Source organism: Rhodanobacter sp. UC4448_H15 (assembly GCF_052978265.1).
The window spans coordinates 3,081,071-3,098,772 of sequence record NZ_CM129665.1; the positions used below are offsets into that span (position 1 = coordinate 3,081,071).

Consider the following 17,702-nt stretch of genomic DNA (forward strand, 5'->3'; position numbering starts at 1 on the left):
ACATGAGTGACAGCACCGCGATCCACCCCACTGCGCAGGTCGACCCGGCTGCCGTGATCGGCGCCGGCGTGCGCATCGGCGCCTATAGCGTCATCGGCGCGCAGGTGGAGATCGGCGACCGCACGGTGATCGGCCCGCACGTGGTGATCGAAGGCCCCACCCGGCTCGGGTGCGACAACCGCGTCGCCCAGTTCGCCTCGCTGGGCGGCGATCCGCAGGACAAGAAATTCGCCGGCGAGCGCACCGAACTGGTCATCGGCGACCGCAACCTGATCCGCGAATTCACCACCATCAACCGCGGCACCGGCGACGGCGGCGGCGTCACGCGCCTCGGCGACGACAACTGGGTGCTTGCCTACGTGCACATCGCGCACGACTGCCAGGTCGGCAATCACGTGGTGTTCTCCAACTATTCCGCCCTGGCCGGGCACGTGGTGATCGGTGACTGGACGATCCTCTCCGGCTATTCGGGCGTGCACCAGTTCTGCAAGGTCGGCGCGCACGCCTTCATCGGCATGGGCTGCCTGGTCGGCCACGACGTGCCGCCGTTCGTGATGATGGCCAACGAGCAGCAGGGCCGCCCGCGCGGCATCAACAGCGAAGGCCTCAAACGCCGGGGCTTCGATGCCACCCGCATCGCCGCGATCAAGCGCGCCTACCGCACCCTCTACATGGCCGGCCTCTCGCTGCCCGAAGCCCGCGAGAAACTCGCCGAGCAGGCGCGCGAAAGCGCCGACGTCATGGCAATGCTGGAGTTCCTCGACCACAGCGAGCGGTCGTTGGCGCGATAAGCGCGTCGCGCTTATCGCAAAATCAAGCACGCGCTCTGGCTCTCGCTTCACGACGGAGACGAAATGCAAAACACCGGCGTCTCCGCAACTGCCCCGCTGATCGCCATCCTCGCCGGTGAGGATTCCGGCGACCAGCTCGGTGCCGACCTGATCGTCGCCTTGCGCCAGCGCTACCCGCAGGCGCGCTTCGTCGGCATCGGCGGGGCGCGGATGCAGCGCGAGGGGTTCGAGTCCTGGTACGACATCCGCGAGCTGTCGCTGTTCGGTTTCAGCGAGGTGATCAGCCACCTGCCGCGCCTGCTGCGTCTGCGCCGTTCCCTGGTCGCGCGCCTCAGGCAGGCCAGGCCGGCGGTGGTGATCGGCATCGACGCCCCGGATTTCAACCTCGGCGTGGAACGGCGCCTGAAGGAGGCCGGCTTGCGCACGGTTCACTACGTCAGCCCCTCGGTGTGGGCATGGCGCGAGAATCGCGTGGAGAAGATCGGTCGCAGCGCGGACCGCGTGCTGTGCCTGTTCCCGATGGAACCGGCGATCTACGCGCGCCATGGCATCGACGCGCGCTTCGTCGGCCACCCGCTGGCCGACCGCTTCGCGCTGGTCGCCGACCGCGTCGGCGCGCGCGAGGCGCTGCACCTGCCGCAGCAGGCGCCGGTGTTGGCAGTACTGCCGGGCAGCCGGATGTCCGAGGTGGATCGGCTGGGCCGGATTTTCCTGGATGCCGCGCAGCACGTTGCTGCAGTCGTGCCCGGCCTGCGCATCGTGGTCCCCGCCGCCAATGCACGGGTGCACGCGCGGTTGCAGGAACTGCTCGCCCGATTGCCGGCCAGCGAACCCGCGCCGCTGCTGCTGGACGGCCAGGCCCACGAGGCGATGCTGGCCGCCGACGTGGTGCTGCTGGCCTCCGGCACCGCCACGCTGGAGGCCATGCTGGCCAAGCGGCCGATGGTGGTCGGCTACCGCGTGGCGCCACTGAGCTATCGCATCGCGCGCGCCCTGAACATGATCAAGACGGACGTCTATTCGCTGCCCAACATCCTGGCCCGCGCCAGCGGGCTGGGCCCGGGGCCGTGGGTGCCCGAGCTGATGCAGGACGACTGCACCGCCGACAAGCTGGCCGCCGCCACGCTGGCCCTGTTCGGCGACAGCGAGCGCCGCAGCGCGATCGTGGCCGCCTTCGAATACCTGCACCAGGAACTGCGCGGCGACATGGCCGGCCACGCCGGCGAACGGGCCGCGACCGCGGTGGCGGAGCTGGTCGACGATCACGGCCGCGCCGATGGCTGAGCTTGTTCTCGACAGCCATCGCCCACCGCCGCGCTCGCAGGCGGACGAGGACGGATCGGCCACCAGCCTGCTGGTCGCCGGTGTCGACGAAGCCGGTCGCGGCCCTCTCGCCGGTCCGCTGGCGGTGGCGGCGGTGATCCTCGATCCGGTCCGGCCGATCCGCGGCCTCGACGATTCGAAGAGGCTCAGCGAGGCGCGCCGCGAGGCGCTGTTCCCGCTGATTCTCGAACGCGCGCTGGCGTACTGCATCGTGCTGGTCGAGCCGGAGGAAATCGATTCGCTGAACATCTTCCGCGCCACCATGACCGGCATGCGCCGCGCCCTCGCCGGCCTGGCGCCCGCCGCGCAGCACGCGCTGATCGACGGCAACAAGCTGCCGCCGGACCTGCCCTGCCCGGCGCGCGCGATCGTCGGCGGCGACGCGCTGGAACCGGCCATCAGCGCGGCCTCGATCCTGGCCAAGGTCACCCGCGACCGCTTGATGGTGGAACTGGACGCGCTCCACCCCGGCTACGGCTTCGCCCTGCACAAGGGCTACCCCACGCCGGCCCACCTCTCCTCGCTGCAGCGGCTGGGGCCATGCCCACTGCACCGCCGCAGCTTTGCCCCGGTGCGCCTGCTGCTGGATCAGGCCAGCTTGTTCTGAGGCAAACATCGCGGCCGCGATTGCTGCATCCGGCCATCGCTTACACTGGCCTCTCGTGACCGCTGGTCCATGGATATGAAGGGGACGCCATGCGACGGATGAGCCTGTTCCTGGTCGCCTTGATGAGCTGCTTCGCCGCCACCGCGGGCGTGCGGCCCGGCGACGTGCCGCCGGATTCACTGGGGCCAACGATGGATGGACACACGGTGAGCCTGGCCTCGCTGCGCGGCAAGGTCGTGGTGATCAGTTTCTGGGCGACCTGGTGCGGCTACTGCATGAAGGAGATGCCGGTGCTGGCGAAGATGCAATCGCTGGCGACCGAGCGCGGCATGTCGCTGCAGGTGGTGGCGGTCAACTACAAGGAGGATCGCCGCGTCTTCCTGCGTGCCGCGCGCGCACTGGGCAAGAGCCTCCCCGAACTGCTGCTCACCTGGGATCGTCACGGCGCCATCGGCAAGCCGTATGACGTCACGGGAATCCCGGTGATGGTGATGCTGCATCGTGACGGCACCGTGGCCCATGTCCACGTCGGATATGGCGAAGACATGCTCGGTACGCTCGTCGAGGAGATCAACGCGTTGCTGCGCGAACCGCCGATCGCGGCACCGGTGCTCGCGCCGCGATGACCCCCGGTCGGCGCCGGCCCGCGCTTCGCGCAAACCCCGCGCAAGTCAATCTTGCCGCTGCCTGCGGCGGCGGGTAGCCTGCACGGACAACGCGCGCAGATTTGCATGACCGCCAGCTTCGCCCACCTTCACCTGCACAGCGAGTACTCGCTGGTCGACTCGACCATCCGCATCAAGGCGCTGGTCGCCGCCTGCGTGCGCGACGGCATCCCGGCGGTGGCGTTGACCGACGAATGCAACATGTTCGCGCTGGTCAAGTTCTACAAAGCCTGCAGCGCGGCCGGAATCAAGGCCATCGGCGGTTGCGACCTGCTGGTCTCGGCGCCGGACGATCCGCGCCCGTGGCGGCTGACCCTGCTGTGCCAGGACCATGACGGCTACCTCAACCTGTCGCGGCTGGTGTCGCGTGCCTGGCAGGAGGGCCAGCACGGCGGACGCGCGCTGATCGACGCCGGCTGGTTGCATGGCGAGGCCTGCAGCGGGTTGATCGCCCTGCTCGGCCGCGACAGCGAAGTAGCCCGCATCGCGGTGCACCAGGGCAGCGATGCCGCGCTGGCGAAACTGCGCGCGCTGGCACGACTGTTTCCGGATCGGCTGTACCTGGAGCTGACCCGCTGCGGCCGCGACGGCGAGGAACTCTGGAACAGCGCCGCCCTGGGCCTGGCCGCCACGCTCGACTTGCCGGTGCTGGCCAGCAACGACGTGCGCTTCCTCAAGCAGGCCGACTTCGACGCGCACGAGGCGCGCGTGTGCATCAACCAGGGCCGCGTGCTGGCCGACCCCAAGCGCCCGCGGGAATACACCGACCAGCAGTACCTGAAGACGCCCGGAGACATGGCGACGCTGTTCGCGGACCTGCCCGAGGCGCTGGCAAATACCGTCGAGCTGGCCAAGCGCTGCACGCTGGAACTCAAGTTCGGCAAGTACTACCTGCCCGACTTCCCCGTGCCGGAGGGCCACGACCTCGACAGCCACATCCGCGAACTGTCGCGGCAAGGCCTGGAACAGCGCCTTGCACTCGCGCCGCTGGCTGCCGGCCACTCGCGCGCGGACTACGACGCGCGGCTCGAACGCGAGCTGGACGTCATCGTCAAGATGGGCTTCCCCGGCTACTTCCTGATCGTCGCGGACTTCATCAACTGGGGCAAGCAACACGGCATTCCGGTGGGCCCGGGCCGCGGTTCGGGCGCCGGCTCGCTGGTCGCCTGGGCGCTGAAGATCACCGACCTCGACCCGCTGCAGTTCGACCTGCTGTTCGAGCGCTTCCTGAATCCCGAACGCGTGTCGATGCCAGACTTCGACATCGACTTCTGCATGGACCGCCGCGACGAGGTGATCGACTACGTCGCGCGCAAGTACGGGCGCGACAAGGTCAGCCAGATCATCACCTACGGCTCGATGGCGGCCAAGGCGGTGCTGCGCGATTCGGGCCGCGTGCTCGGCATGGGTTACGGCCAGGTCGACAAGCTGGCCAAGATGATCCCGCCGCGGCCGCTCGACCTGACCCTGTCCGATGCGCTGGGCCTGTCGGAGAAATCGAAGAAGGAAACCGACCGCGTCGTGCGCGAGTTCTGCGACGCCTACGCGCAGGACGAGGACGCCCATGCGCTGATCGACCTGGCGCTGAGCCTGGAAAACCTCACCCGCAACGCCGGCAAGCATGCCGGCGGCGTGGTGATCGCACCGACTCCGCTCACCGATTTCTCCCCCCTGTACTGCGAAGCCGGCGGCGGCGGTGTGGTCACCCAGTACGACAAGGACGACGTCGAGGCGGTCGGCCTGGTGAAGTTCGACTTCCTCGGCCTGCGCACGCTTACCATCATCGACTGGGCGGTGAAGGCGATCAACGCGCGCCGCGCGAAAACCGGCGAGGCGGCGCTGGACATCTCGGCGCTGCCGCTGGACGACCCGGCGCCGTACGAGCTGCTGAAGAAGGCGCAGACGGTCGCCGTGTTCCAGCTCGAATCCTCCGGCATGCAGCGCATGCTGAAGGATGCGAAACCCGATCGCTTCGAGGACATCATCGCGCTGGTGGCGCTGTACCGCCCCGGCCCGATGGATCTGATTCCCAGCTTCATCGCGCGCAAGCACGGCCGCGAGGAAGTCGAATATCCCGACCCGCGCGTCGAGCCGATCCTGAAAGAGACCTACGGCATCATGGTCTACCAGGAGCAGGTGATGCAGATGGCGCAGATCGTGGGCGGCTACACGCTCGGCGGCGCCGACCTGCTGCGCCGTGCGATGGGCAAGAAGAAAGTCGAGGAGATGGTCAAGCACCGCGCGATCTTCCGCGAGGGTGCGGCCAAGGACGGGCTCAGCGGCGAAAAGGCCGACGCCATCTTCGACCTGATGGAGAAGTTCGCCGGCTACGGCTTCAACAAGTCGCACGCGGCCGCCTACGCGCTGGTGTCGTACCAGACCGCCTGGCTGAAGGCGCATTACCCCGCCGAGTTCATGGCCGCGACGATCTCCGCGGACATGGACAACACCGACAAGGCGGTCACCTTCCTCAACGAAGCGCGCGCACTGGGCATCGTGGTGCAGCCGCCGGACGTCAATGCGTCCGAGTACATGTTCGTGGCGGTGGAACCCAAGGTCATCCAGTACGGCCTGGGCGCGATCAAGGGCGTCGGCCACGGCGTGTGCGAGGCGATCGTCGCCGAGCGCGCGCACGGGCGCTACACCGACCTGGCCGATTTCTGCCGACGGATCGATCCGGGCAAGCTCAATCGGCGTGTGCTGGAGGCGCTGATCCTGTCCGGCGCGCTGGACGCGCTGGCGGCCAACCGCGCCAGCCTGATGCTCCAACTTCCCGACGCGGTCAAGGCCGCCGAACAGCACCAGCGCGACCGGCAATCGGGCCAGAACGACATGTTCGGCGCGGCGATGGGCTCGGCCACGCCGGTACTCGAGATCGACTTGCCGACCGCGCCGGAGTGGCCGCTGGAACAACGCCTGCAAGGTGAACGCGACACCCTCGGCCATTACCTCTCCGGCCACCCCACCGACCCGTGGAAAGACGAGCTGGCGCAGCTGTCCACCTGTCCGCTGGGCGAGATCGTCGACCGCTACCAGCCGCCGAAGCCGCGCCGCAACGACGACGGCAGCGAGAACCGCTTCCGCCGCGGCCCGGACACGCCCTGGACCATCGCCGGCATGGTCGCCGCCGTGCGCAAGCGCGGCGACAGCGACGCGTTCGTGCGCATCGAGGACGGTGGCGGCGCCATCGAGGTGAGCTTCTTCGGCGAGATCTACCACCAGGCGGCGCCCCTGCTCACGCGCGGGCAATTGCTCGTCGTCGACGGCGGCCTGCGCATCGACGAATTCTCCGGCGGCGGCTTCCAGTTGCGCGCGCGCAGCGTCTGCTCGCTCGACGACGCCTGCCGCAGGCACGCGCGCCTGCTGCAACTGAAATTGAACGGCATCCACGCCGACTTCGCCGAACAACTGCAACGCACCCTGGCCGGCTACCGCGGCGGCCAGGCCAGCGTCACCCTGCACGGCTACCGCAACCGCAGCGCCCAGGCCGACCTGGAACTGGGCGAGGAATGGCGCGTGGACGCCATCCCCGCCCTGCTGCGCGCCGTGCGCGCGCTGCCCGGAGTGCAGGCCGCACGCCTGCGCATCGTCAAGCAGCAGGATTGAGGCACCGCCGGGCGCATGTATCCACTGTCTGCGGGCACGCATGGAGGGACCGATGACCGTTGCCCATAAATGGACTTTCGCGCTGTTCGCGTTGGTTTTCTTCGGCGGCGTTCATGCGCAGCAGACACATCCCGACGCGCCGTTTCTGTGCGAGGGAGGCGATGGCAGCAGCGACCAGACGACACTCGCCGAAGTCGTCGGCGACGGACGCGCCCACTTCGTCGCGGGCACCGACGACTGCCCTTCCACGGCGGATCGCTGCCGGGAAAAGGCCTACCTGATCCCGGGTGACCAGGTACTGGCGGGCGACGTCCGCGGCGACTACGCCTGCGTCATGTTTCCCGACAACCAGGATGGACACGCCGACTGGCTGCCGCGCAACCGCCTGCGGCCGGTGCTGGCGCAGCCATCAACGTCGGCATGGGAAGGCGACTGGGTGCAGGGGGACAACCGCATCACGATCCGCCATGACAACGGCATGTTGCGTGCCGACGGCGAAGCCTATTACCCGATGGCCGACCCGCCGCCGGACCAGTTCCCCGGCGGCCCCAACCTGGGCGCCATGGGCGGGGAGGCACGGCCCAGCGGCCATCACGCAACCTTTGTCGACGATGCGTGCGAGGTGAGCGCCTTCCTGGTCGGGAAGTATCTGGTGGTCAGCGACAATCACCAGTGCGGCGGACTCAACGTCCGCTTCGACGGCATCTATCGACGCAGGTAGGCCTTCGCGGGATTACTTGCCGCCCCGCTCCATCATCGCCTTCAGGTCGGCAAACGGATTGCCCGTCGCCGGCGGCGCTTCCTCCACTGCCATCACCCCGCCGCGCACGTGGTCGATATGCCGCGCGTGCTCATTGTCGTGGCAGTACACGCACAGCAGTTCCCAATTGCTGCCGTCGGCCGGGTTGAAGTCGTGATCGTGGTTGCGGTGGTGCACGGTCAGTTCCTGCAGATTGGCGCGCGTGAACTCGCGGGCGCAGCGACCGCACACCCACGGATACATCTTCAGCGCCCGCTCGCGATAGCCCAGCTCGCGCTGCTCGGCGGCGCGTCGCGCCTCGGCCACGATGCGGTCGAGTTTCGCGTTGTCGATGGGTTTGCTGGGCATGGCGGCGATCCGGCGGCGGGTGCTCGATGGGGCGGACGATAACGCAATCACCGCGCCCGCGGCAGGCATCTGTCGACCCGATCACGGCCATACGGCGCCGTTCTCGCCTTTTCTTGCGGAACGGTATACTTGAGCGCTTCCGTGCAATGAACAGCAACGAATGAACCCCAACTTCCTCGATTTCGAACAACCCATCGCCGAACTGGATGCGAAGATCGAGGAGCTTCGCCACGCCAGCGATGGCCAGGCGTTCAACATCGACGAGGAAGTGGCGCGCCTGCGGCAGAAGGTGAAGGTAAAAACGGCGGACATCTTCCGCAACCTCAATTCCTGGCAGACCACCCAGCTTTCCCGCCACCCGGCGCGGCCCTACACACTCGACTACATCGGCGTGATCTGCGAGGAGTTCCACGAACTGGCCGGCGACCGCATGTACGCCGAGGACGCTGCCATCGTGGGCGGCCTGGGCCGCATCAACGGCCGGCCGGTGATGATCATCGGCCACCAGAAAGGCCGCGACACCAAGACCAAGGTGCGCCGCAACTTCGGCATGCCGCGCCCCGAGGGCTACCGCAAGGCGCTGCGCCTGATGCAGATGGCCGAGCGTTTCGGCTTGCCCCTGCTGACCCTGATCGACACCCCGGGCGCCTACCCCGGCGTCGGCGCCGAAGAGCGCGGGCAAAGCGAGGCGATCGCGCGCAACCTGCTGGAAATGGCCGAACTCAAGGTGCCGATCATCTGCACCGTGATCGGCGAGGGCGGCTCCGGCGGCGCGCTGGCGATCGGCGTCGGCGACCGCACCAACATGCTGCAGTACTCCACCTATTCGGTGATCTCGCCCGAAGGCTGCGCCTCAATCCTGTGGAAGAGCGCCGACAAGGTAAAAGACGCCGCGGAGGCCCTGGGCATGACCGCCCCGCGCCTGCTCGAACTGGGCCTGATCGACAAGCTCATCCGCGAGCCGCTCGGCGGCGCCCACCGCAACCCGCGCTCGATGGCGATCCGCCTGAAAGCCGTGCTGCTGAACCAGCTCGACGAGCTGCAGGCGATGCCGGTCCCCGACCTGCTCGAACAGCGCTACAAGCGCCTGCGCAGCTACGGGGCTTATCAGGAATAACTTCGCCAGCGACCGATCGCCGGTGCACCAGCCACCCGATGCCGGGCCCTGACTGGCTGCACCACGAGGCCCGCCATGAATCGCGTGCAACTTGCCGTCCTGGTTCTCTGCCTTTCCCCAGCGTGCATCGTGGTTGCCTCGTCGACCGCACCCGCGCCGATCACCTCAAGAGCGGCACTGGCGCGCTATCTGCATGACACGCAGCCAGGCACTTCGCCGCTGGACGACTTGTCCCCTGGCGGGCGCAAACGGTTTCTTGCCCAGCTCGACTTCGGCCCACACGGCCTGCGCGGCATGTCGCTGGAGGACCCGGCCAACGAGCTGACGCGCCCACAGATCGTGCAGCTGCTTGCCCTGTTCGGCGCGCAAAGCCATGCCGTCGACGGACTGACACCCGCCGAGCAGTCCCGCCGAAACCATGAACGCACGCAGGACGCCGCCAGCCGGGGATGCGCCGTCGACACATGCGGCGAGAGCATGCTGGAGCGACGCTATGACGAGTTCGTTCTGCAGGAAACCGTCCCCTCACCGTCCCCTGCCGAGCGCTCCACCTGGGTCGAACGACGTTACGACCGACTGTTCGGCGATGCACAAACGCCTGAGAGCCTGCGCCTGGCCAGCCACACTGACCTCAGGCTGCTCAAGCGCGCAGCGGAAGCCGTGGTGTTCCACGCGCCAAGCCCGACCCACATCGCCCAGCTGCGGATGGATCTGGCTGAAATGCACCGACGAGGCATGGCATCGGACAAGGACTATGCGCGCCTCCACCAGGCGCTGATCACCGGCCGCGATTTCGATGCCGCGAACACCCTGGCGCGACATCACCCGGAGATGGGCATCCCCGTCATTCCGACGTTCCGCCGTGCCGCATCGCCGCCGCCGGGACAACCGACCGCACTGACCGTGGATGCACGCACCGGCACCATGGCACGCCAATCCTTCGATCTGTCCGCGCCATTGCGCATCGTGGTAGTGGCGTCCTGCCACTTCTCGCGGGATGCCGCGCGCGCGATCCGTGCAGACGCCCAGTTGCGCTCCCTTTTTGCCGGCAACGCCATCTGGCTGGCCAGCCAGAACGAGCAGCTCGACGCGGTCAGCGACTGGAACCGCGAGTTTCCGGATCAACCGATCCACATCGCCTGGTACGACAGCGAGTGGTCCATGCTCGACAGCTGGGCCATGCCCACCTTCTACCTATTCCGTCATGGTCAACTGGTGACGAAGTTCAGCGGTTGGAAAGACGTGGACACCTTGAAGCAATCCTTGCGCGAGGGCGGCGTACTCCAGTGAGGCCCGTCAGGCACCCGCGCGCCGGCGCGCGCTACCATCGACCCACCTTCCGCTGCCGGACACCGCCATGGCCCACGACAAGCTTGCCGTCCTGATCGATGCCGACAATGCCCGCCCGGCGATCGTCGAGGGCCTGCTGGCCGAGATCGCCAAATACGGCACCGCCCACGTCAAGCGCATCTACGGCGACTGGACCAAGCCGGACTTGAACGGCTGGAAGGAAGCGCTGCTGCGCTACTCGATCCAGCCGATCCAGCAGTTCCGCTACACGGTCGGCAAGAACGCCACCGACTCGGCGATGATCATCGACGCGATGGACCTGCTCTACGCCGAGCGCTTCGACGGCTTCTGCATCGTCTCCAGCGACAGCGATTTCACCCGCCTCGCCTCGCGCATCCGCGAATCGGGGCGCATCGTCTACGGTTTCGGCGAGAAGAAGACGCCGGAGCCGTTCCGCACCGCCTGCGACAAATTCATCTATACCGAGGTGCTGGCTGGCACCAGCGAGACCGAAACCGAGACGGCACCGAAACAGCGCTCGGCGAAGGAACTGCGCGGCGACAGCAAATTGATGAACATGCTGCGCAATGCGATCGAGGCCGCGTCCGACGAGACCGGCTGGGCCAGCCTCGGGCCGGTCGGCAGCATCATCAACAAGCAGTCGCCCGACTTCGACTCGCGCAACTATGGCTACGCAAAACTGAGCGGCCTGATCAAGGGCATCGGCCTGTTCGACACCGAGGAGCGCCAGATCGGCAACGGCAAGCACATTTACGTGCGGTCCCGCGCCGACAAGAAATGAGCGACCCGCTGCAAGCCCATCTACTCGCGGCGCTGACCGCGACAGCACCCGCGCCGATCTGTGTCGCCTTCAGCGGCGGCCCCGATTCCAGCGCCCTGCTGCACGCGCTGGCCCGCGAACCGCTGGCCCGGGAACGCGGGTTGCGCGCGGCGCACGTCGATCATGGCTTGCATGCCGACAGCGCGCGTTGGGCGGCACACTGCGCTCGCTTCTGCCAGGACCTCGACGTGCCTTGCGCGCTGGTGCGCGTATACGTCCCGCGCGATGGCGGCAAGGGCCTGGAGGCCGCCGCGCGGCACGTCCGCCATGCCGCGCTGGCCGACCTGCTGCACGATGGCGAGTGGCTGCTGTTCGGCCACCATCGCGACGACCAGGTCGAGACCGTACTGCTGAAATTGCTGCGCGGCGCAGGGCCGGAAGGCCTGGGCGGGATGCGCGTACGACGACCGTTCGGCGCCGGCCAACTCTGGCGCCCCCTGCTGGAGCTGCCGCGGGCCACGCTGCTCGACTACGTCGCCGCCCACCAACTCGACTGCATCGACGACCCCTCCAACGCCGACATCCGCCTCGCGCGCAATCGCCTGCGCCATGAAATCCTGCCGGGGCTGCTGCGTTACTGGCCGCAGGCCTGCGACTCGATCCTGCACAGCGCCGCGCTGAGCCGCGATGCCGCCGACGCACTGCGCAGCCAATGGCTCCCCGCGTTCGATGCCCTGCACGACCGCGCCAGCGGCAGCCTCGACCTGCCCGGCTGGCGCGCGCTGCTGCCCGCATTGCGCGAACCGCTGCTCGACCACTGGCTGCACCTGCGCGGACTGGCCGCTCCCGGTGCGGCGCAGCGCCGGCAGATCGAGCGCCAGTGCGATGCACGTGCCGGCCAGTTGCCGTGCGTGCGCTGGGCCGGCACCGAGTTGCACATCTGGAAGCAGCGATTGTGGGCCCTGCCGACACAGGCACCGATCGACCCCGACTGGCAACAGCGCTGGAGCGGCGAACCGCTGGCGCTGCCGGACGGTGGCGAACTGGCGCTGACGGCGCCGGCCACCCGCCTGGCGCAACCGCTGCAAGTGCGCATGCGCCGCGGCGGCGAGCGCATCCGCCCGGCGGGCAACCCGCACACGCGCGAGTTGCGCAACCTGTTCCAGCAGGCGCAGATGCCGCCGTGGCGACGCGACGCGTGTCCGCTGCTGTATGCCGATGGCGAGCTGATTGCCGTGGCCGACCGCTGGATCAACGCCCGCGGTGCCGAGCTGTTCGACCGCTGCGGCGCGCAGCCCCGCTGGCGCCCCGGACGCTGATCCAGATCACGCCCGCGGCTTGCGGCGACGCCGCGCCGATTGATTCGCCCGCCGCGCTGCGCTAGCGTTGCGGGCCATGGCCAAGACCGCTCCCAAGACCGTTGCCGACCCCGCTCCCGCCGTCGATTTCGAACACTCGCTCGACGAGCTGGAGCAACTGGTCACCCGGATGGAAGGCGGCGAGTTGAGCCTCGACGAATCGCTTGCCTCGTTCGAGCGCGGCATCGGCCTGTTCCGTCATTGCCAGCAGTCGCTGCAACAAGCGGAACTGCGCGTGCGCCTGCTGCTGGACCCCGATGCCCCCGACCGCGCCGAACCGTTTGAACCCGAACTCTGAGTCCGCCGAACTCGGCCCTGCCCTGCAGTCGCTGGTTGCCCGCGCGGAACGCGCGCTGCAGGACCGCCTGCCGCCGGCCGTGCACGATTCCGACCACCTGCATCGCGCCATGCATTACGCCGTGCTGGGCGGCGGCAAGCGGCTACGGCCGATGCTGGTCTACGCCGCCGGCCACATGCTGGGCCAGGATGGCCCCGCACTGGACGCCGCCGCCTGCGCGGTGGAACTGATCCACGCCTACTCGCTGGTGCACGACGACCTGCCCGCCATGGACGACGACGCGCTGCGCCGCGGCCGGCCGACCTGCCACGTGGTGTTCGGCGAGGCGATGGCGATCCTCGCCGGCGACGCCCTGCAGGCGCTGGCCTTCGAACTGCTGGCCGACGATGGCGCCGAGATCGACGCCAGCGTGCGCATCGCCATGCTGCAGACGCTGGGTCGCGCCTGCGGCGCCGAAGGCATGGCCGGCGGCCAGGCGCTGGACCTGGCCGCGGTCGGGCGATCGCTGGAACTGGCCGAGCTGGAATACATGCACGGCTGCAAGACCGGCGCCTTGATCCGCGCGTCGGTGCGGCTAGGCGCGCTGCTCGGCGGCGCCGATGCCGACGCACTGCTGGCGCTGGATCGCTACGCCAGCGCCGTCGGCCTGGCCTTCCAGGTGCGCGACGACATCCTCGACGTGGAAGGCGAATCGGCGGTGATCGGCAAGACCGCCGGCAAGGATGCGGCCGCGGCCAAGCCCACCTTCCCGTCGATCATCGGCCTCGACGCCTCGCGCGAGCGCCTGGCCGGCTTGACCGACACCGCCCTGGCCGCGATCGCGCCATGGGGCGAACGCGCCGCGCTGCTGCACGAACTGGCCCGCTACGCGGCGCACCGCACGCGCTGAACACCGGCAATGAAAAAGGCGGCCAGGGGCCGCCTTTTTTGCTTCGTTGCTTCCGGGCTACTTGATCAGGCGCAGGGTGAACGGGTAGCGATACGTCACGCCCTCGTTGGCCTTGATCGCGGCGATGATGGTGAACACCAGCCAGGCGATGCCGATGATGAACCACAGCGGGATCGCGATGACCAGACCGATGCCGAACGTCATCACCGAGAGCAGGAACAGCACCACGAACGCGATGGCCACCGTGATGTTGAAGTTCAGCGCCTCCTTGCCCTGGTCGTTGACGAACGGCATGGTGTCCTTCTTGATGAGCCAGATCACCAGCGGGCCGATGAAGCAGCCCCAGCCGCCGCCCAGCGCACCGGTGAGGATCGCACCGAGCAGCGCGGACAGATGCGCAAACATCGCCCACTGTCTTTCCTCGGCAGGCGGAACGCCCGGCGCCGGATCGGTCGGCGCGGGCGGGATGACGGATTCGGGTGGAACGCTCATGCGCATCTCCTTCGACGTCGAAGCTCACCGGCCGCTTGCCGGTCGTGCCGATGCTAGCAAGGCTTGCGCCGCTTTGCCGCAAGAACCTGCCAACACGCCCAACCCCGCCGGAGGCGCGGCTACTCGCCGGCGACGGTCATGCGATCGAGCAGGATCGAGCCGGTGAGGACCGGCGAGCGCGGATCGACATCGTCGCCCACCGCCACGATGCCGGCGAACATGTCGCGCAGGTTGGCGGCGATGGTGATGCCTTCCACCGGATGCACGATGCGGCCGTGCTCCACCCAGAAACCGGCGGCCCCACGCGAATAATCGCCAGTGACGATCGACACGCCCTGGCCCATCACCTCGGTGACCAGCAGACCGGTACCCAGGCGCCGCAGCATGCCGGCGAAATCGGACGCCTCGCCATCGGCCGCGCCCGCGGCCACCACCAGATTGTGCACGCCGCCGGCGTTGCCGGTGGATTCCATGCCGAGCTTGCGCGCCGAATAGCTGCCCAGCATGTAGCGCGCCAGCACGCCGCCTTCGATCAGGGCGCTGTCGCGCGTGGCCACGCCCTCGGCATCGAAATTGGCCGAGCCCTGGCCGCGCTGAAGATGCGGCCGCTCGTCGATATTCAACCATGCAGGCATCACCGCCTGGCCCACATGGTCGAGCAGGAAGCTGGCCCGCCGATACAGCGAGCCACCGCTGACCGCCCCGAGCAGATGCCCGATCACGCCGCGCGCAAGCTCCGGCGCGAACAGCACCGGGCATTGCCGGGTGGACAGGCCGCGCGCCCCAAGCCGCGCCAGCGTGCGCTCGGCGGCCTTGTCGCCGAGCGCCTTCGCGCTGATGAAATCGCCCGCCGCGCGCACGCTGTCGTACCAGTAATCGCGCTGCATGCCGTCCTCGTCGCCGGCGATCAGCGCCAGCGACAACGCGTGGCGGGTGCCGCGCTCGCGGCCCACGAAACCGTGCGAGTTCGCGTACACGGACAGACCCTGCCCGGCCTGCACGGAGGCGCCATCGGAGTTGCTGATGCCGGCATGTGCGCGCCCGGCATCCTCGATCGCGATGCCCAGCTCGATCGCCTGCGTGGTGTCGATGTCCCAGGGGTGCCACAGGTCCAGTTCCGGGAACGCGCTGGCCATGCGCGAGGCATCGGCCAGCCCGGCGGCGGGATCGGCCTCGGTGTAACGGGCAATCGCACAGGCCTGGTCCAGCGTCGCCTGGATCGAATCCGGATGCAGGTCCGCCGTGCTGGCCGAGCCCTTGCGCTGGCCGAAATACACCGTGAGCCCGAAGCCGCGATCGCGGGTGTGCTCGACCGTTTCCACCTCGCCGAGGCGCACATTCACGCTGAGCCCGGTGTCGATGGTGGCGGCCACTTCGGCCTGGCTGGCGCCGGCGATCCGCGCGCGGCGGATCACGTCCTCGGCCAACTCGGCGAGTCGATCCAGTTCGGATGTACTGCTATCGCGGCTGACGACGGCTTCACTCACGTTGGTCTTTCCTGGGCAAGGGGCGGGTAGAATAGGCGGCTCGCAATCGCCAGAGCGTTCACATGGGGGCGCGGCGGGAGAATGAAAGGAGCCATGAGCCTTCCCTCGCCACCTGCCCCGGGCATCTATCGCCACTACAAGGGCCGGCGTTATCGCGTGCTGGGTACCGCGCGGCACAGCGAGACGCTGGAGTCGATGGTGGTCTATCAGGCACTCTACGGCGAACATGGCCTGTGGGTGCGGCCGGCCGCCATGTTCACCGAAACCATTGATCTGCACGGCACGCCGACGGCACGCTTTGCGCTGGAGCAGGCCGAAGCCGACCCCGCCGGCAACGCCGCCGACGATCCACCCGCCCCTGCCGGAATGAACCCGTGAGCCCCAGCCGCAGCCGCAACCAGACCGAACTCGACGAACAGGACTACGGCCCCAGCCGCACCCAGCAGCGACGCGAGGCGCTCGCCGTGCTGACGCTCGCCGGCCAACTGGTCGAGCTGCCCGCCAGCCGGCTGGCCAAGCTCGACCTCCCCGACGACGTGCGCCGCGAGATCGAGATCACCCGTCGCATCACCGCACACGGCGCCAGGAAGCGCCAGATGGCGTTCCTGGCCAAGGTCATGCGCCGCTTCGGCGAGGAGGATTTCGCCGCCGTGCGCGCCGAGCTCGGCGAGAACCGCGAGAAGCAGCGCCAGGACACCGCCGCGATGCACCGTCTGGAAGCGATCCGCGACCGGCTGGTCGACGGTGACGACGCGGCACTGGCCGAAGTGATCGCCGAACACCCGCAGGTCGATCGCCAGCACCTGCGCTCGCTGGTGCGCCAGGCGCGGCTGGAGCGGGAGACGCCGAACAAGCCGCCCCGCGCCTTCCGCGAAATCTTCCAGCTGCTGAAGGAACTGACCGCCGGCAATTCCGACGCTTCCTGAGCGCGCCGACGCACGTCCGCGTCGTCCGCTGCAGCAGCTCGCGAACTGCCCTGCATCGCCCGTCGCAAGGACGCGCGGAGTCGGCCCCTGCCAATTGACGGCCATGCGCCGGCTGGCATAGGCTGGCAATCTTTTCCCACCGCCTCGCGAGTCGCCAACCATGAGCCTGGAACTGCACATCACCCTCAGCGACGCTGACCTGAAGCTGTTCGTCGACAGCATCACCGAGGCGCGAAAGCAGGTGGACACCGTGGATGCCATCAGCATCGTCGGCGCCGCGCGCAAGCTGCTCGAGGAAACCAATCGCGCGGAACTGCCCGACTTCGTCGCCAACCGCCTGAAGCACCTGGACACCATGATCAGCATGATCGAGGACGCCGGTTTCGCGCTGCCCGAGGAGGATCGCGACAACGTGCTGGCCGCGCTTGCGTACTTCTCCAGCCAGGATGACGTCCTCCCCGACAATGTTCCCGTGCTGGGCTTCCTCGACGACGCCATCATGATCGAGCTGTGCATGCGCGAGCTGCAGTACGAAATCGAGGCCTACGACGACTTCCGCATCTGGCGCGACAATGAGGCGACCCGCCGCGGCGAAAGCAGGGCCGGCCTGATGCTGAACCGCGTGGAATGGGCCGAGGCTCGCCGCCAGGAGGCCATCGAGCGCATGCACCGCCGCCGCCGCGAAGCCTATGCCGGCGGCAGCTGGACGCCGGTACTGTTCAAGGTGCGCTGAGCCGGCATCGGCCTCACTCGCGAAGGGCGCTGCGGCGCCCTTCGTCGTTTCCGCCAACGACAAAGGCCGGCAGTTTCCTGCCGGCCTTTGTCTTGCATCTGGCGCCCGAAGTTGGACTCGAACCAACGACCCCCTGATTAACAGTCAAGTGCTCTAACCAGCTGAGCTATTCGGGCGGGAGCTGCGTAGTTTGTCGACGCGGCGGCGTACTGTCAAGCCGCCGGCCGCATG

The 17,702-nt window shown here is 68.3% G+C and carries 18 protein-coding genes and 1 tRNA gene; 15 read left to right on the forward strand and 4 right to left on the reverse strand.

Annotated elements, in window-relative coordinates; all coding sequences use genetic code 11:
• Window positions 1–2: 2 nt before the first annotated feature.
• From lpxA to ACVCMI_RS14280, 6 genes are all read left to right on the forward strand, one after another.
• The gene (lpxA, locus tag ACVCMI_RS14255; RefSeq protein ID WP_447098373.1) at window positions 3–791 is read left to right on the forward strand and encodes an acyl-ACP--UDP-N-acetylglucosamine O-acyltransferase; all 789 of its coding nucleotides are present in this window, start codon (window positions 3–5) and stop codon (window positions 789–791) included.
• A 63-nt stretch (window positions 792–854) separates the two neighbouring features.
• Window positions 855–2,075 carry a lipid-A-disaccharide synthase gene (gene lpxB, locus ACVCMI_RS14260; RefSeq protein ID WP_447098372.1) on the forward strand — a complete coding sequence of 407 codons (1,221 nt, stop codon included), beginning with the start codon at window positions 855–857 and terminating at the stop codon, window positions 2,073–2,075.
• Window positions 2,068–2,721 (forward strand): ribonuclease HII, encoded by a 654-nt coding sequence (gene rnhB / locus ACVCMI_RS14265; protein WP_395119742.1) that lies wholly within the window; start codon window positions 2,068–2,070, stop codon window positions 2,719–2,721. Before lpxB ends, rnhB begins: the two co-directional genes overlap by 8 nt.
• A gap of 89 nt (window positions 2,722–2,810) precedes the next feature.
• Complete coding sequence (locus ACVCMI_RS14270) at window positions 2,811–3,347, forward strand: TlpA family protein disulfide reductase (protein WP_447098371.1); 537 nt, start codon at window positions 2,811–2,813, stop codon at window positions 3,345–3,347.
• A 105-nt stretch (window positions 3,348–3,452) separates the two neighbouring features.
• Window positions 3,453–6,992: a DNA polymerase III subunit alpha gene (dnaE, locus tag ACVCMI_RS14275; protein WP_447098370.1), complete on the forward strand. Its 3,540-nt coding sequence runs from the start codon at window positions 3,453–3,455 to the stop codon at window positions 6,990–6,992.
• Window positions 6,993–7,032: 40 nt separating this feature from the next.
• On the forward strand, window positions 7,033–7,713 hold the full coding sequence (locus ACVCMI_RS14280) for a hypothetical protein (protein WP_447098369.1): 681 nt from the start codon (window positions 7,033–7,035) through the stop codon (window positions 7,711–7,713).
• A gap of 12 nt (window positions 7,714–7,725) precedes the next feature.
• Here ACVCMI_RS14280 and ACVCMI_RS14285 read toward each other — a convergent pair whose 3' ends face one another.
• A complete protein-coding gene (locus ACVCMI_RS14285; RefSeq protein WP_395119746.1) occupies window positions 7,726–8,100 on the reverse strand; it encodes a YajD family HNH nuclease in 375 nt (124 codons plus the stop codon).
• 160 nt (window positions 8,101–8,260) lie between these two features.
• Between ACVCMI_RS14285 and ACVCMI_RS14290 the strand changes: the two genes are divergently transcribed.
• From ACVCMI_RS14290 to ACVCMI_RS14315, 6 genes are all read left to right on the forward strand, one after another.
• Window positions 8,261–9,217 carry an acetyl-CoA carboxylase carboxyltransferase subunit alpha gene (locus tag ACVCMI_RS14290; protein ID WP_395119747.1) on the forward strand — a complete coding sequence of 319 codons (957 nt, stop codon included), beginning with the start codon at window positions 8,261–8,263 and terminating at the stop codon, window positions 9,215–9,217.
• Window positions 9,218–9,292: 75 nt separating this feature from the next.
• Window positions 9,293–10,507 carry a hypothetical protein gene (locus ACVCMI_RS14295; RefSeq protein ID WP_447098368.1) on the forward strand — a complete coding sequence of 405 codons (1,215 nt, stop codon included), beginning with the start codon at window positions 9,293–9,295 and terminating at the stop codon, window positions 10,505–10,507.
• Window positions 10,508–10,574: 67 nt separating this feature from the next.
• Window positions 10,575–11,309: an NYN domain-containing protein gene (locus ACVCMI_RS14300; protein WP_395119749.1), complete on the forward strand. Its 735-nt coding sequence runs from the start codon at window positions 10,575–10,577 to the stop codon at window positions 11,307–11,309.
• On the forward strand, window positions 11,306–12,607 hold the full coding sequence (tilS, locus tag ACVCMI_RS14305; protein WP_447098367.1) for a tRNA lysidine(34) synthetase TilS: 1,302 nt from the start codon (window positions 11,306–11,308) through the stop codon (window positions 12,605–12,607). Before ACVCMI_RS14300 ends, tilS begins: the two co-directional genes overlap by 4 nt.
• A 76-nt stretch (window positions 12,608–12,683) precedes the next feature.
• On the forward strand, window positions 12,684–12,944 hold the full coding sequence (locus ACVCMI_RS14310) for an exodeoxyribonuclease VII small subunit (RefSeq protein WP_395119751.1): 261 nt from the start codon (window positions 12,684–12,686) through the stop codon (window positions 12,942–12,944).
• Entirely contained in the window at window positions 12,928–13,833 is a 906-nt protein-coding gene (locus ACVCMI_RS14315) for a polyprenyl synthetase family protein (protein ID WP_447098366.1), read from the forward strand. The genes ACVCMI_RS14310 and ACVCMI_RS14315 overlap by 17 nt, the downstream gene beginning before the upstream one ends.
• A gap of 57 nt (window positions 13,834–13,890) precedes the next feature.
• Here the strand turns inward: ACVCMI_RS14315 and ACVCMI_RS14320 are convergent, their stop codons facing one another.
• Together ACVCMI_RS14320 and pmbA are read right to left on the reverse strand one after the other, a co-directional pair.
• On the reverse strand, window positions 13,891–14,325 hold the full coding sequence (locus tag ACVCMI_RS14320; RefSeq protein ID WP_395119753.1) for a DUF4870 domain-containing protein: 435 nt from the start codon (window positions 14,323–14,325) through the stop codon (window positions 13,891–13,893).
• Window positions 14,326–14,444: 119 nt separating this feature from the next.
• A complete protein-coding gene (gene pmbA, locus ACVCMI_RS14325) occupies window positions 14,445–15,812 on the reverse strand; it encodes a metalloprotease PmbA (protein ID WP_447098365.1) in 1,368 nt (455 codons plus the stop codon).
• Window positions 15,813–15,905: 93 nt separating this feature from the next.
• Here pmbA and ACVCMI_RS14330 point away from each other — a divergent pair, with 93 nt between their 5' ends.
• The 3 genes from ACVCMI_RS14330 to ACVCMI_RS14340 all read left to right on the forward strand — a co-directional run bounded on the left by ACVCMI_RS14330 (window position 15,906) and on the right by ACVCMI_RS14340 (window position 17,471).
• Window positions 15,906–16,190 (forward strand): DUF1653 domain-containing protein, encoded by a 285-nt coding sequence (locus ACVCMI_RS14330; protein ID WP_395119755.1) that lies wholly within the window; start codon window positions 15,906–15,908, stop codon window positions 16,188–16,190.
• A complete protein-coding gene (gene yjgA, locus ACVCMI_RS14335) occupies window positions 16,187–16,738 on the forward strand; it encodes a ribosome biogenesis factor YjgA (RefSeq protein ID WP_395119756.1) in 552 nt (183 codons plus the stop codon). Before ACVCMI_RS14330 ends, yjgA begins: the two co-directional genes overlap by 4 nt.
• Window positions 16,739–16,898: 160 nt before the next feature.
• Window positions 16,899–17,471 (forward strand): YkvA family protein, encoded by a 573-nt coding sequence (locus ACVCMI_RS14340; RefSeq protein WP_447098364.1) that lies wholly within the window; start codon window positions 16,899–16,901, stop codon window positions 17,469–17,471.
• A 99-nt stretch (window positions 17,472–17,570) separates the two neighbouring features.
• Here the strand turns inward: ACVCMI_RS14340 and ACVCMI_RS14345 are convergent.
• Window positions 17,571–17,647, reverse strand: a tRNA-Asn gene (locus ACVCMI_RS14345).
• Window positions 17,648–17,702: the final 55 nt, after the last annotated feature.